The 13,641-nt window shown below is 61.5% G+C and carries 14 protein-coding genes; 8 read left to right on the top strand and 6 right to left on the bottom strand.

What is annotated here, in order from left to right; translation table 11 throughout:
- Positions 1-38: 38 nt before the first annotated feature.
- The 4 genes from V8689_RS05635 (at position 39) to rlmF (ending at position 5,159) form a co-directional block, all read left to right on the top strand.
- Complete coding sequence (locus V8689_RS05635) at positions 39-467, top strand: DNA polymerase III subunit chi (RefSeq protein ID WP_044272057.1); 429 nt, start codon at positions 39-41, stop codon at positions 465-467.
- Positions 468-474: 7 nt separating this feature from the next.
- Complete coding sequence (locus V8689_RS05630; RefSeq protein WP_056789904.1) at positions 475-846, top strand: hypothetical protein; 372 nt, start codon at positions 475-477, stop codon at positions 844-846.
- Positions 847-1,056: 210 nt separating this feature from the next.
- Positions 1,057-3,903, top strand: a complete 2,847-nt coding sequence (locus tag V8689_RS05625) for a valine--tRNA ligase (protein WP_056789901.1) — start codon at positions 1,057-1,059, stop codon at positions 3,901-3,903.
- 239 nt (positions 3,904-4,142) lie between these two features.
- Positions 4,143-5,159 (top strand): 23S rRNA (adenine(1618)-N(6))-methyltransferase RlmF, encoded by a 1,017-nt coding sequence (gene rlmF / locus V8689_RS05620; RefSeq protein WP_003188841.1) that lies wholly within the window; start codon positions 4,143-4,145, stop codon positions 5,157-5,159.
- A 105-nt stretch (positions 5,160-5,264) separates the two neighbouring features.
- On the opposite strand, the gene V8689_RS05615 is transcribed toward rlmF, so the two are convergent.
- Complete coding sequence (locus tag V8689_RS05615) at positions 5,265-5,546, bottom strand: HU family DNA-binding protein (protein ID WP_003188840.1); 282 nt, start codon at positions 5,544-5,546, stop codon at positions 5,265-5,267.
- Between the two features lie 397 nt (positions 5,547-5,943).
- On the opposite strand from V8689_RS05615, the gene yejK reads away from it, so the two are divergent.
- A complete protein-coding gene (gene yejK / locus V8689_RS05610; RefSeq protein WP_032893412.1) occupies positions 5,944-6,948 on the top strand; it encodes a nucleoid-associated protein YejK in 1,005 nt (334 codons plus the stop codon).
- Positions 6,948-7,298, top strand: coding sequence for a glutaredoxin family protein (locus tag V8689_RS05605; RefSeq protein ID WP_056789898.1), 351 nt, complete (start codon positions 6,948-6,950; stop codon positions 7,296-7,298). The genes yejK and V8689_RS05605 overlap by 1 nt, the downstream gene beginning before the upstream one ends.
- 805 nt (positions 7,299-8,103) lie before the next feature.
- On the opposite strand, the gene V8689_RS05600 is transcribed toward V8689_RS05605, so the two are convergent.
- The 5 genes from V8689_RS05600 to V8689_RS05580 are packed head-to-tail and all read right to left on the bottom strand — an operon-like array spanning position 8,104 to position 11,863.
- Positions 8,104-9,081, bottom strand: a complete 978-nt coding sequence (locus tag V8689_RS05600) for a FecR family protein (RefSeq protein WP_056789895.1) — start codon at positions 9,079-9,081, stop codon at positions 8,104-8,106.
- Entirely contained in the window at positions 9,078-9,656 is a 579-nt protein-coding gene (locus tag V8689_RS05595; protein WP_056789892.1) for an RNA polymerase sigma factor, read from the bottom strand. Before V8689_RS05595 ends, V8689_RS05600 begins: the two co-directional genes overlap by 4 nt.
- 7 nt (positions 9,657-9,663) lie before the next feature.
- Entirely contained in the window at positions 9,664-9,990 is a 327-nt protein-coding gene (locus V8689_RS05590) for a DUF3325 domain-containing protein (RefSeq protein WP_056789889.1), read from the bottom strand.
- Entirely contained in the window at positions 9,990-11,564 is a 1,575-nt protein-coding gene (locus V8689_RS05585; RefSeq protein WP_056789887.1) for a PepSY-associated TM helix domain-containing protein, read from the bottom strand. Before V8689_RS05585 ends, V8689_RS05590 begins: the two co-directional genes overlap by 1 nt.
- Complete coding sequence (locus V8689_RS05580) at positions 11,561-11,863, bottom strand: DUF3649 domain-containing protein (RefSeq protein ID WP_056789881.1); 303 nt, start codon at positions 11,861-11,863, stop codon at positions 11,561-11,563. Before V8689_RS05580 ends, V8689_RS05585 begins: the two co-directional genes overlap by 4 nt.
- Before the next feature lie 171 nt (positions 11,864-12,034).
- Here V8689_RS05580 and V8689_RS05575 point away from each other — a divergent pair, with 171 nt between their 5' ends.
- Both V8689_RS05575 and V8689_RS05570 read left to right on the top strand, forming a co-directional pair.
- Positions 12,035-12,523, top strand: a complete 489-nt coding sequence (locus V8689_RS05575; protein WP_003188822.1) for a sigma-70 family RNA polymerase sigma factor — start codon at positions 12,035-12,037, stop codon at positions 12,521-12,523.
- Positions 12,520-13,461, top strand: a complete 942-nt coding sequence (locus tag V8689_RS05570; RefSeq protein WP_056789878.1) for a FecR domain-containing protein — start codon at positions 12,520-12,522, stop codon at positions 13,459-13,461. Before V8689_RS05575 ends, V8689_RS05570 begins: the two co-directional genes overlap by 4 nt.
- Positions 13,462-13,641 lie beyond the last annotated feature (180 nt).

The following is a 13,641-nucleotide window of genomic DNA, read 5'->3' as shown; positions in this document are numbered from 1 at the left end:
GCTCACTCCTACAGGACTGGCGCCCCTCAGGATTTCCAATGCCCCAAGTCGACTTCTATATATTGCCCAGCGCCGATCCTCTCGCGCGCCTGGACTTTGCCTGCAAACTCACCGAAAAAGCCTGGCGCATGGGCCATCGCATCTACCTGCATTGCAGCGATGCCGCCCAACGTGACGAGCTGGATGCCCGCCTGTGGCGCTTCAAGGGCGAGAGCTTCGTGCCCCACGGCCCCGCCGAATCCGAACCCGAAAGCCTGGTTGTGCTGGGTTTGGGGGATAATTGCGGCGATCACCATGATTTGCTGGTCAACCTCGACCTGAAAGTACCGGCCTTTGCCAAAGCGTTCGCCCGTGTGGCGGAAGTGGTGGTCGAAGACCCGGCTATTCGTCAGGCCGCGCGGGAGAGTTTCCGTTTCTACCGCGAACAGGGCTATCCTCTGCAAGATCACCGGCTACAACGACTTTGAGTACATGATGGACACGCCAAACCCGCTGAAAAAAGACGACCACCTGCTGGATGACCTGGAGTCGATCCGTCAGTTGCTGGGTGATGACAACCTGCAACCGCCGCTGCTGACCGACACGGTCGAGGGCGAGGTACAGATTCCGCTGTTGTTCGACATGGTCGGCGGCAAGCCTGCCGCGCCGGCGCCTGTTGCAGAGCCGCCGCCCGCCGCTGAAAAAGCGCCCGACGCCCTACTGTTGCACCTGGACAACGAACTGCGCGCCGCTGCGCAATTGATCATGCAGGATGTGATCGATGACTTTGCGCCGCATATCGAGGCTGAGATCAAGCGTCGGATGGATGCGCGGATGGAGCGGTTGCTCAGCCAATACCAGAACTGAAGATGCCCCCATCCCTGTGGGAGCTGGCTTGCCTGCGATGGCGGCGCATCAGCCGGCGAAGATGCTGACTGAAACACCGCCATCGCAGGCAAGCCAGCTCCCACATTAATTCTGCATCGGTCTTAAACCGTCTTCACCTCGCCCTCGCCCCTATCCCCCGTTATACTTGCCGGCTTTCCTGAATAAATGCCAACTAGGGTCCCGCCGCGCATGGATAAGACCTACCAGCCCCACGCTATCGAAACTTCCTGGTACAACACCTGGGAGTCCGAGAACTATTTCGCCCCACAAGGTGCGGGCGACTCGTACACCATCATGATTCCGCCACCGAACGTCACTGGCAGCCTGCACATGGGCCATGGCTTCAACAATGCGATCATGGATGCGTTGATCCGCTTCCGCCGCATGCAGGGTCGCGACACCCTGTGGCAACCGGGCACCGACCACGCCGGTATCGCCACCCAGATGCTGGTGGAACGCCAACTGGAAGCCACCGGCCAGAACCGTCACGACCTGGGTCGCGAGAAATTCCTGGAGAAAGTCTGGGAATGGAAAGACCAGTCCGGCGGCAATATCAGCCGTCAGATCCGTCGCCTGGGTTCGTCCGTAGACTGGAGCCGCGAGCGCTTCACCATGGACGACGGCCTGTCCGAAGCCGTAAAAGAAGCCTTCGTGCGCCTGCACGAAGACGGCCTGATCTACCGCGGCAAGCGCCTGGTCAACTGGGACACCAAGTTGCACACGGCGATTTCCGACCTCGAAGTGGAAAACCACGACGAGAAAGGCTTCCTGTGGAACCTCAAGTACCCGCTGGCCGACGGCGCCAAGACCGCTGAAGGCAACGATTACCTGATCGTCGCCACCACCCGTCCGGAAACCATGCTCGGCGACGCCGCCGTCGCCGTTAACCCGAACGACGAGCGCTACCAGGCGCTGATCGGCAAGTTCGTCGAGCTGCCATTGGTTGGCCGCCGTATCCCGATCATCGCGGACGACTATTGCGACCCTGAATTCGGCACCGGCTGCGTGAAAATCACCCCGGCCCACGATTTCAACGACTATGAAGTCGGCAAGCGCCACAACCTGCCGCTGCTGAACATCTTCGACAAAAATGCCGCTGTATTGCCGGCCTGCCAGGTGTTCAACCTGGACGGCTCGCTCAACGACAGCATCGACGGCAAGATCCCGGCTGAATATGCCGGCCTCGACCGTTTTGAAGCGCGCAAGCAGATCGTTGCCGCCTTCGACGCGGCCGGTTTGCTGGTCAGCGTCGACGACCACGGCCTGAAAGTGCCGAAGGGCGACCGCTCCGGCACCGTGATCGAGCCGTGGCTGACCGACCAGTGGTACGTGTCCACCAAGCCGCTGGCCGAGCCTGCGATTGCCGCCGTGGAAGATGGCCGCATCCAGTTCGTGCCTAAACAGTACGAAAACATGTACTTCTCGTGGATGCGCGACATCCAGGACTGGTGCATCAGCCGTCAGCTGTGGTGGGGCCACCGTATTCCGGCCTGGTACGACGAATCGGGCAAGGTCTATGTAGGCCGCGACGAAGCCGAAGTACGCGCCAAGCACAACCTCGGCGCGGACATCGCGCTGCAACAGGACAATGACGTACTGGACACTTGGTTCAGTTCAGGCCTGTGGACCTTCTCGACCCTGGGCTGGCCGCAGCAGACCGAGTTCCTGAAGAAATTCCACTCCACCGACGTGCTGGTCACCGGCTTCGACATCATTTTCTTCTGGGTTGCCCGGATGATCATGCTCACCATGCACCTGGTGAAGAACGAAGACGGCACCCCGCAGGTACCGTTCAAGACCGTGTATGTACACGGCCTGGTACGCGACGGCCAGGGCCAGAAGATGTCCAAGTCCAAGGGCAACGTTCTAGACCCGCTGGACATCATCGACGGCATCGACCTGGAAACCCTGGTGCAGAAACGCACCTCGGGCCTGATGCAGCCGAAGCTGGCGAAAAAGATCGAGAAGCAGACCCGCGACGAGTTCGCGGACGGCATCGCCAGTTACGGCACCGACGCCCTGCGCTTCACCTTCTGCTCGCTGGCCTCCACCGGTCGCGACATCAAGTTCGACATGGGCCGCGTCGAAGGCTATCGCAACTTCTGCAACAAGATCTGGAACGCCGCGCGCTACGTGCTGGACAAAGGCGAAGACTGCGGCCAGAACGGCGAGGCCGTTGAACTGAGCCTGGCGGATCGCTGGATCATCTCGCAGCTGCAGCGCACCGAAGCCGAAGTGACCCGCCAGCTCGACCAGTTCCGTTTCGACCTGGCCGCACAGGCCCTGTACGAGTTCATCTGGAACCAGTATTGCGACTGGTACCTGGAACTGTCCAAGCCGGTGCTGTGGGACGAAAACGCGCCGGTCGAACGCCAGCGCGGCACCCGTCGCACCCTGGTGCGCGTGCTGGAAGTGGCGTTGCGCCTGGCGCACCCGTTCATGCCGTTCATCACCGAAGAAATCTGGCAGCGCCTGGCGCCGCTGGCCGGTATCGAAGGCAAGACCATCATGCTGCAACCTTGGCCGGTGCCCAACGAAGCGCGCATCGATGAGGCCGCCGAAAGCGATATCGAATGGCTCAAAACCCTGATGCTCGGCACACGCAACATCCGCGCCGAGATGAACATCGGGCCGGGCAAGCCGTTGGCCGTGTTCGTCAAGAACGCCAGTGCCGAAGACCAGCGTCGCCTCAGCGAGAACGATGCGCTGCTCAAGAAGCTGGCCAAGCTGGAGTCGATCACCGTATTGGCTGCCGGTGCCGAAGCACCGCTGTCCGCCACTGCGTTGGTGGGCGACATGGAAGTGCTGGTGCCAATGGCCGGGCTGATCGACAAGGGCGCCGAACTGGCCCGTCTCGATAAGGAAATTGCGCGCCTGCAAGGCGAAGTGCAGCGAGTGGGCGGCAAGCTGTCCAACGCGGCGTTCGTCGACAAGGCGCCGGCTGAAGTGATCGAGAAAGAACGCGCCAAGTTGGCCGAGGCTGAACAGGCCTTGGGCAAGCTGGCGGAGCAACATGCGCGAATTTCCAGCCTGTAAGGCGAAGCCGTGTAGAGAAAGAGGCCTTCGGGCCTCTTTTTTTTGTCCAGCAAAACGACACCATTTCCGACTCTGAACCCTATCCCTGTGGGAGCTGGCTTGCCTGCGATAGCATCACCTCGGTCTGCCTGATACACCCAGTCGCCTGCATCGCAGGCAAGCCAGCTCCCACATTTGACCGAGTTGTGTTCAAGAATGTGTGACAATGCCCACCACTTTGAGCCAACACCAGAATCATCATGACCGCCCCCACTACGCCCAAACCACCGCGCAAGAAGCCTAAAACCGCCGCCACGGCCAAACCCGTCGCGCCGCGCAAAGAGGCCACCCTGCACCCGCGCAACCGCCACACGGGCCGTTACGACTTCCCGGCGCTGATCAAGACCACGCCTGAACTGGCCAAATTCGTGATCATCAATCCCTACGGCAAAGAGAGCATCGACTTCGCCAGCCCGGATGCGGTGCGGGTGTTCAACCGGGCGTTGCTCAAGTCGTTCTATGGCATCCAGCATTGGGATATCCCGGCGGACTACCTGTGCCCACCGGTGCCGGGGCGTGCTGACTACGTGCATTTCCTCGCCGACCTGCTGGCCAGCGTCAACGAGGGCAAGATCCCGCGCGGTTCGATCGTCAAGGTGCTGGACGTCGGTATGGGCGCCAACTGCGTCTACCCGCTGATTGGCTATATGGAGTACCGCTGGAACTTCCTCGGCTCGGAGGTCGACCCGATAGCCGTGAGCGCCGCCAAGGCCATCGTGCAGTCCAACGACCTGAGCAAGGTTATCCAACTGCGCCAGCAACCTAACCCCAAGCAGATCCTGTTGGGCCTGCTGGAGCCGGGTGAGCGCTTTGACCTTACGATGTGCAACCCGCCCTTCCATGCGTCCATGGACGAAGCCACCAAAGGCAGCGAGCGTAAATGGCGCGCCTTGGGCAAGGCCGACCCGAAACGCAAGTTGCCGGTGCTCAACTTCGGTGGTCAATCGGCCGAACTGTGGTGTGAGGGCGGCGAGGCGCGGTTTGTGACTCAATTGATCGCCGAAAGCGCGCATTTTGCTCACAAAGTGCTGTGGTTCAGCACCCTGGTGTCCAAAGCCTCCAACTTGCCAGCGATCGAGACGGCGCTGAAAAAAGCCGGCGTGCTGGAAAGCCAGGTGGTGGAGATGTCCCAGGGGCAGAAGCAGAGCCGCTTTGTGGCCTGGACGTTCCAGACCAAGAACGAGCAGCAGATCTGGCGCCAGCGCTGGGTTCGCTGACGCCCACCTGTAGGAGCGAGCTTGCTCGCTCCTACAGTTAAAAAACGCAGGCAATAAAAAACCGTGCCCGGATCACTCCGAAGCACGGTTTTTTTTTGCTGCGTCTTACTTGTTAACAGCGTCGGTCAGGCCTTTAGCCACAACCAGCTTGATAACTTTCTTGGCAGCGATTTCGATGGCAGCGCCAGTCGAAGGGTTACGGCCAGTACGGGCAGGACGCTCGGTCACTTTCAGTTTGCCAACGCCTGGCAGAGTGATTTCGCCGCCATTTTCCAGCTGATCAGCAACAACTTGGCTCAGTTGGTCCAGCAGAGCACGCACGGTAGTTTTCGGTGCGTCTACTGCTTCAGCCAGGTCAGCGATCAGTTGGTCTTTAGTAATAGCCATTGTGGTGTTCCTTCCCTATCAAATTCATATGGATTGCAGAGTGCAGTGTCAGCCGTCGAGCCCGACCGTCATGGCCTGGCATCCCCGGCCATAACCACGGAGATCGGGGTTATAGATGCTTGAAACGGGGATTGGTTCGACCTGACAAATGCTGAATGCACGCTTAACGCCGAGACTTGGCGTAAGACGGGGCAAAACTAGCACAGAGACGGGGAAATATCCGCCTCAACATACCCATTTGGTCAGCTTTATCGCTCTAAACCGTGAAAAAAAGGCATATGGCCAGTCGGAGGGCGTGCAAAATGCCGTTCGGGGCACGTCTTGACCAATGGGTGCGGTACACTGGGCGACTTTTCGGGGAGGCCAACCGCTCCCCCTTCAACCAGCCGAGAAGCCTATGCCGATCCGTCATTGCATCGTCCACCTGATCGACAAAAAACCCGACGGCACACCCGCAGTTCTTCACGCCCGCGACACGGAACTGGCCGAGTCCGCCGCCATCGAGAACATGCTTGCCGACCTCAACGAGAGCTACAACGCCAAACAAGGCAAGGCCTGGGGTTTCTTCCATGCCGAGTCCGGCGCGCACCCGTTCAGTGGCTGGTTGAAGGACTACTTTGACGGTGGCCAGGACTTCACCACCTTCAGCCGCACGGCGGTTGAGCACCTGCAAAAGCTGATGGAAGAATCCAACCTCTCCACCGGCGGCCACGTGCTGTTTGCCCATTACCAGCAAGGCATGACCGACTACCTGGCCATCGCCCTGCTGCACCACAGCGAAGGCGTGGCGGTGACCGACGAGCTGGACGTGACGCCCTCGCGTCACCTGGACCTGGGCCAGTTGCACCTGGCGGCGCGTATCAACGTCTCCGAGTGGCAGAACAACAAGCAGTCCAAACAATACATCTCCTTCATCAAAGGCAAGAACGGCAAGAAAGTCTCGGAGTACTTCCGCGACTTTATCGGCTGCCAGGAAGGCGTCGACGGCCCGGGCGAAACCCGCACCCTGCTCAAGGCGTTCAGTGACTTCGTCGAAAGCGAAGACCTGCCCGATGAGTCCGCCCGCGAGAAAACCAAGACCCTGGTGGACTACGCCAGCAGCCAGGCCAAGCTCGGCGAACCCATGGGCCTGGAAGAGCTCTCCGGGCTGATCGATGAAGACCGGCCAAAAGCCTTCTACGACCACATCCGCAACAAGGATTACGGCCTGTCGCCGGAAATTCCGGCCGACAAACGCACCCTCAACCAGTTCCGCCGCTTCACCGGGCGTGCTGAGGGCTTGTCCATCAGCTTTGAAGCGCACCTGCTGGGCGACAAGATCGAGTACGACGAAGCTGCCGGCACCTTGATCATCAAGGGCCTGCCGACCCAACTGACCGACCAGCTCAAGCGCCGCAACTGATGCTGGGCGGGGTGCTCAAGAAAGTCCTGCTGGTGTTGCTGGTGGTGGTTGCGATCCAGAACTGGGGCAAGGTGGAGCGGCTGTTCAACCCGTCCCAAGTGGCGCCTGAGCACGTACGCGCCTCTGCGCGGGTGGTGCTCTATGCCACCGAGTGGTGTGGGTACTGCAAGCAGATTCGGCGGTTTCTGGACCAAAAGGGCATCCCGTACCAGGCCGTCGATATCGAGAAGGACGCCCCGGCGCGTAAGGCGTATGAGGCGCTGGGCGGTGGTGGGATTCCGTTTGTGGATGTGAACGGCACCTTGATTCGCGACTACAACCCTGAAGCGATCATGGCCGCATTGAAGTAATCCGCAATCAAATGTGGGAGCTGGCTTGCCTGTGATGGCGGTGTAACAGGTTCAATACCTGTGACTGACACACCGCTATCGCAGCATAGGTATCTACACAATTTTGGTGCGACGCTGACCCTGTGGCGAGGGAGCTTGCTCCCGTGACGGCCTGACTGCCGACGCTTATCTACCTGACACACCACCCTCCAAATGTCGGAGCTGGCTTGCCTGCGAAGACGGCCTGACAGTCAACACAGTTGGACCGTGTACATATTCATTGCTGCGGTAACGGCCACTTAGGGTTCCGCCTTACGGCGGCTCACTTTTGAAAGGAGCCCAAAAGTAAGCAAAAGGCTCTTGCCCCACCACTCGGCACCTCGCTTAGGCTCGGTGTGCCCGTAATCCGTCAGTGATTTGGGGGGCCGCCGCCACGCGCCATCCATGGCGCGGGGCGGCTAAACCGGCATCCCTGCCGGTTTACCCCCCAAATCCCTGTCGAATTCCGGCCAGCGTGGTTTGACGGGGCGCTTGAGATCAAAAGCAGATCAAGATCAAGAGCGGCTCGCTTCGCATCGTGGTTACCGTTGACGGCTACAACCTAAAAAGTTGTGTAGATACCTATACTGCGATGGCGGTGCAACAGGTTCAATACCTGTGACTGACACACCGCTATCGCAGGCAAGCCAGCTCCCACACAAGTCAGCTCTGCACATTGGGTTTTGTGGTGGCCTTAGAAGTTGGCTTCCAGAGACACCATCGCGGTGCGTGTCGAGCTGAGGTATTCCTTGCCTAACGGGTTCAGCAGCAAAACCGCAACGCAGGCCTAGCGCAACACAATCATGCGGCCCAACAAGGTGTGCTGTTCAAAACCCAGCACCGCTTGCAAGGCGTTCAAGACCGCTGCAGGGTCCTGGCTCGGAAAGCTGCCGCTGACGCGTTTGGCGGCCATGTCGTCGTTAAGCAAAAGAATTCGACCGGGGTAATAACGCCGCAGGTCCTCGACCACCTCGGCCAGCGGTGCCTTGTAGTAGTTGAGCCAACCCTCGCGCCAGGCCAGGCGTGAGGCGCTGTCGACGCCATGCAAGGGAGCGGCAATACCATCGGCGTAGGCCACTTGCTGGCCAGCGGTCAGCACCTGTTGCTGGCCGTGTTTGGAGGGCGTCACGCCCACTCGGCCGGACAGCACAGTGACCTCGGCGCCGTCAGGTTGCAGGCGCACTTCAAACTGCGTTCCCAGTACCCGCGTTTCACCGCCGCTCGCCTCCACCACGAAGGATTGCCCGGTGTGAGTCACGCTGAAAAAACCTGCACCACGGCGCAGTCGGATGTGCCGTTCGCCCTGGCTGAAATCCACCGCAATGGCGCTGTCGGCGTCGAGGGTGACCTTGGATTGATCGGCCAGGGTGAAGGTCTGCACCTGCCCCGGCGCCGTCACATAGTCGGCGCCCCATACATCGACCCAGCGCGACGGCTGCCAACCGGCGCCCATCGACACCATCAGCAGCAGGCAGGCGGCGACGGCCAAGGCACCGGACCAACGCGCTACCCGGGAGCGTTTGGAGGCGTTGATCGTATTGAGGTAGCCCTGCAAGGCGAGCGCGTCCTCATCGGCCAGTTGGCGCGCCGGCACTTCGCTCAATTCCCAGAGCACTTGGGCTTGGGAGTACGCCTCGACGTGTGCGGGATCTGCGCGCAACCAGCGGCTGAACGTGGCCTGGTCGCCGCTGCTGGGCTGGTCATGCAGCAGGCTCAGCCAATCGAGCGCGGACTGTTCCTGGGCGGGCGTGGGCGTGACGTTCACGGGGCTTTCCCTGGCGTGCTTGGCGGCGATGGTTCGCGAAGGCTGGCCTTGCAGGCTTCGAGGGCGCGCATCATATGTTTTTCCACGGCACTTTGGGACAGGCCCATGGCCTTGGCGATTTCGGCGTACTTGCGGCCGTGGATGCGGTTAAGCAGGAAAATCTGGCGGGTGCGTTCGGGCAAGCTGCGCAAGGCGGCTTCCACATGACGCAGATCATTGCCCGCCTCCAGTGCCGCCTGGGGTTCGCAGCCTTGATTGTCTGACTGCTCGGGTAGCCAGCCTTCACTGCTGCGCGCCCGTGCGCCTTCGCTGCGCAGGTGGTCGATGGCGATGTTGCCAGCGCAGCGCAGCAGGTAGGTGCTCAGCTCTTCGACCTGCACCAGCGGGCGACGCCAGAAGCGCAGGAACAAATCCTGCACCAGGTCGGCTGCCGTGGCGCGGCACCCGACACGGCGGCTGACCAACGCCTCCATTTGCGAGCGCTGGGATAAAAACACCTGCAAAAAGTGCGCACGCCCACTGGCCGCCTCCGCGTGCGGATTGTCCTGGGGTTGTGGCGGTGGGTTGATCCTCATGGTCGGCTCAAGACAGGGCGAACGCCGCAACAGGGCTGGCCAACAGGCCGAGGCCCGCGAGGATCAAGGCCAGCCTTGGCCGATACGGCAGCAGCAACACCAGCAGCAAGGCGCTGAGCATCAACACCGCGCACCACTCCACCAGGCCCTGGCCCCAACCGGCACCAAGCACGGCCGGCCAGATCGACACGGCCAGCAGCAACCAGCCGCCCACCCGCAGCGCCAGGCGCCGAGTGGGCGTGGGTTTGCTGTGCAGCAACTCGCCGTGGTGACGGTCGGTGGACAAACACAGCGCGGTAAACCCGGCGTAGCACATCATTAGCGCGAGGAGCATCAGTGGGCCTGCTGCTTGAGTGCCAACCCGCGGGCACGTTCAGCCTTGGGTTGCGGCGCGGTGCGGTGGTGCATCTTCCACGCCGCCCACGCCAGGAACATGCCGCTGGCCAGGCAGGTGAGGTCGAAGCCGGCCATGGCCCAATCGCCACTTGGCACGGAGACGCCCAAGTGGTGCGAGGTGGTGATGGCGTTAAGCAGTGGAATGGCGGCAAACAACAGCGCGCCGAAGCTCAATTGCTCGACCCAGCCCTGGAGGCCGCGACGCAGCAAAGCGTGCAACAAGCTCAGGCCCCAGGCGATAAAGAACGCCTGCACCTCCCAGTCGGAACGCTCGGCGAAGCTCACCGGCAACAGGCGGTTGGCCCAGAAAAACGCCGCGATGGCGATCATCAATCCGGACATGCTGGCGATATTCAACACCTCCACCAGGCGCAGTTCAAAGGGCATGACCGAGGCCTTGGCGTGTTTGAGCTGGCGTTTGCCCAGCCAGATCACCAGGCCCGTGCCGATCATCGCCGTGCCCGCCAGGCCGCAGATAAAGTACAGCCAGCGCAGCACCGGGCCGGCGAAATGGCCCATGTGCAAACCGTAGAAACTGCCACCGATGGCCGTCGCCAACGACGGCTCTGCACTGCCTCGCAACAGCTCGCCGGTGGTGCCGTTGAACGACAGCGTACTGCCGGAGGCATGCACCACGCTGTCGGCGCCGGCGCGCGACACGTTGACCGAGGCGTTGACGTCGCCGGGGTTGTTGACCGCCAGGCGCCCAACATGCCCGCCCGCCCACTGTTCCCGCGCCTGCTGGTACATCGGCATCAACGGCAGCAGTTTGCCCGGCTGGCCGAGGGCCGGCGGATTGTCGGTAGCGGGGAACAACTCGCTGAAGAACGCCCGGCTGTCGTCGCCATAGGACGCCACGATGGGCGCGGGCATGACCATGCTCATGAATATCACCAGGCTGCTGTAGGTGATCATCAGGTGAAACGGCAGCACCAGCACACCCACGGCGTTGTGCCCGTCCAGCCAGGAGCGCTGGCCTTTGCGCGGGCGGAAGGTGAAGAAGTCTTTGAAGATTTTCTTGTGGGTGATGATGCCGGTGATCAGCGCGACGAACATCACCATGGCGGCGATGGTCGACAGCCAGCGGCCCCACGGGTAAGGCATTTGCAGCTGGAAGTGGAAACGATAGAAGAACTCGCCGCCCTTGCTGTCGCGGGCCTGCACCGGTTGGCCGGTAATGGGGTCGAGGACTTTCTGGATGAAAGTACCGCGCTTGCCGGGCTCGAGCTTGTCCTGCCACATCACCGATAGGCCGGGGTCGCGGCGGGTCGGCAAGGTAATAAACCAGCGCGCGGCGGTGGGTGCCTGCTGTTGCAGGTAGCTTTGCGCCACGGCGAGGCTGCGCCCATCGTCCAGGGGATGGGCCTGCACTTCGGGCTGCATCCAGTGGGTTATTTCATCTTTGAAATAGGCCAGGGTGCCGGTGAGGAAAATCGCGAACAGCAGCCAGCCGAAGATCAAGCCTGCCCAGGTGTGCAGCCAGGCCATGGCCTGGCGAAAGCCCTCTTTCATGTGCGAGCCATCCAGAAACCAATGCCGGCCAAGGTGGCAAACAGCGCACTCGGCACCATCACCCCTGCCCAGGCGCGCCAGGCCGTGCGGCAGGCAAAACACCAGAGCACCGCCAGCAGGTAGAACACAAAGGAACTCATCATGCCGGTGACCACCGCATCGGCACGGGTAGTGGGCAGCCACAGCGCCAGGCAAATAGCGGCCAGGGAGGCCATCAGGTAACCGCCAATCACCGCCGCCAGCACGCGCGAGGTGACGGCGAGGCGGTAGGAAGCGGGCAATGAGGTTTTGCTTTTCATGCGGCAGGCGCCTGGTTCATCAGCGCGCAATATTAATGATAAATATTCTCATAAGCAAAAGAGAACGGATGAATCACCTGCCTTGGCCGATTGCCGAACCTGGTCACGAGCCCTACAATGCGAACAATTCTTGTTCTCTAAAGCATATCGAATGCTTGCGGAGTGATCGCGTTGCAGCCGTCCAATCCCGTCGAAGTGTTGTACAACGACCATCACCACTGGCTTACCGGCTGGTTGCGACGCAAGCTCGGCTGCCCGGACAACGCGGCCGACCTGGCGCAAGACACCTTTATCCGCGTGCTCAGTGCCCGGGAGGCGCCAACGCTGATCGAGCCGCGCGCCTTCCTCACCACCGTGGCCAAGCGTGTGCTGTTCAACTTCTACCGCCGCCAGGACCTGGAGCGCGCCTACCTCGAGGCCTTGGCGCAGATGCCCGAACACGTGGCGCCGTCGGAAGAAGACCGTGCAATCATCCTGCAGACCTTGCTGGAACTCGACCAACTGCTCGACGGCTTGCCCAAGCAAGTCAAACGCGCCTTCCTGCTGGCCCAACTCGACGGCCTGACCTACGCGCAAATCGGCGCGCAACTGGGCATCTCCATCGCCACCGTCAAACGCCACCTGACCAAAGCGGCCATGCGCTGCTACTTCGCCCTATGAACGTCTCCAGCCAAGTCGCCGAACAAGCCGTGCACTGGCTGCTGGAAATGCAGCAAGGCGCGCTCAACCCACGCCAGCAGGCGGCCTGGCAGCAATGGTTGAATGCCCACAGCGAACACCAACGCGCGTGGGAGCAGATCCAGCGCGTCAACCAACGCCTGCGCGGCGTGCCCTCGCCCCTGGCCCACGCGGCGTTGAATGCGCCCACCTCCAGCAGCCGGCGTCAGGCGCTGAAGTTGTTGTTGATTCTGGGCGCCGGTTCAGCCGCCGCCTGGAGCCTGCGCCAGCAACATATCCTGCCGCCGCTCACGGCTGACTATCGCAGCCCGGTGGGCCAGCGCCGCACGGTGCAATTGGCAGACGGCAGCCAGTTGCAGCTCAACACCGGCAGCGCAGTGGATGTGCATTTCGACGGCCAACAGCGCCTGGTGCGCCTGCTTGAAGGTGAAATCCTGCTCACCGCCCGCGCAGGCCTGGCGCCGTTGCACGTGCTGACCGGCCAGGGCCTGCTCAGCAGCCAGGCGGCGCGCTTGAATGTGCGCCAGTTCAACGACCACACCCAACTGGCGGTGCTGGCCGGCCAGGTTGAGGTAATGCCCAACCGCTACAACGGCTTGGCGCTGAGCGTCGACGCCGCGCACCAAGTCAATTTCACCCGCAAAGGCTGGGACACCCCGCGCGCCACCGACGCCAACAGCGGCGCCTGGGCCGACGGCATGTTGGTGGCCGCACATATGCGCCTGGAGGACTTCTTGGGTGAACTGGGGCGCTATCGTCGTGGCCAGCTCCATTGCGACCCGCAAGTGGCCAACCTGCTGCTGTCCGGCAGCTACCCGCTGGATGACAGCGAACGCATCCTCGACCTGCTGGAGATCAGCCTGCCGGTGAAAGTGCGGCGTTTTACGCGTTATTGGGTGACCGTGCAGGCACGTGCGTGATGCATAGCGCTTTTTGTAGGAGCGAGCTTGCTCGCGAAAAACGCCAGCACACCGCGTTAAACCAGGCAACCGGCGTTATCGTTGACGATTTTCGCGAGCAAGCTCGCTCCTACAGTGAGTATTTTTTAAATGTGAGCCGTTTTCCGCACCTGGCGTGACAGAGAAGGAAAGCCCCCTTGA

Source organism: Pseudomonas sp. AK181 (assembly GCF_051122975.1).
In the GTDB taxonomy this organism is placed as follows: domain Bacteria; phylum Pseudomonadota; class Gammaproteobacteria; order Pseudomonadales; family Pseudomonadaceae; genus Aquipseudomonas; species Aquipseudomonas lactis.
The sequence above is the reverse complement of the archived record's forward strand: the minus strand, read 5'-3'. Positions and strand labels throughout refer to the sequence as shown.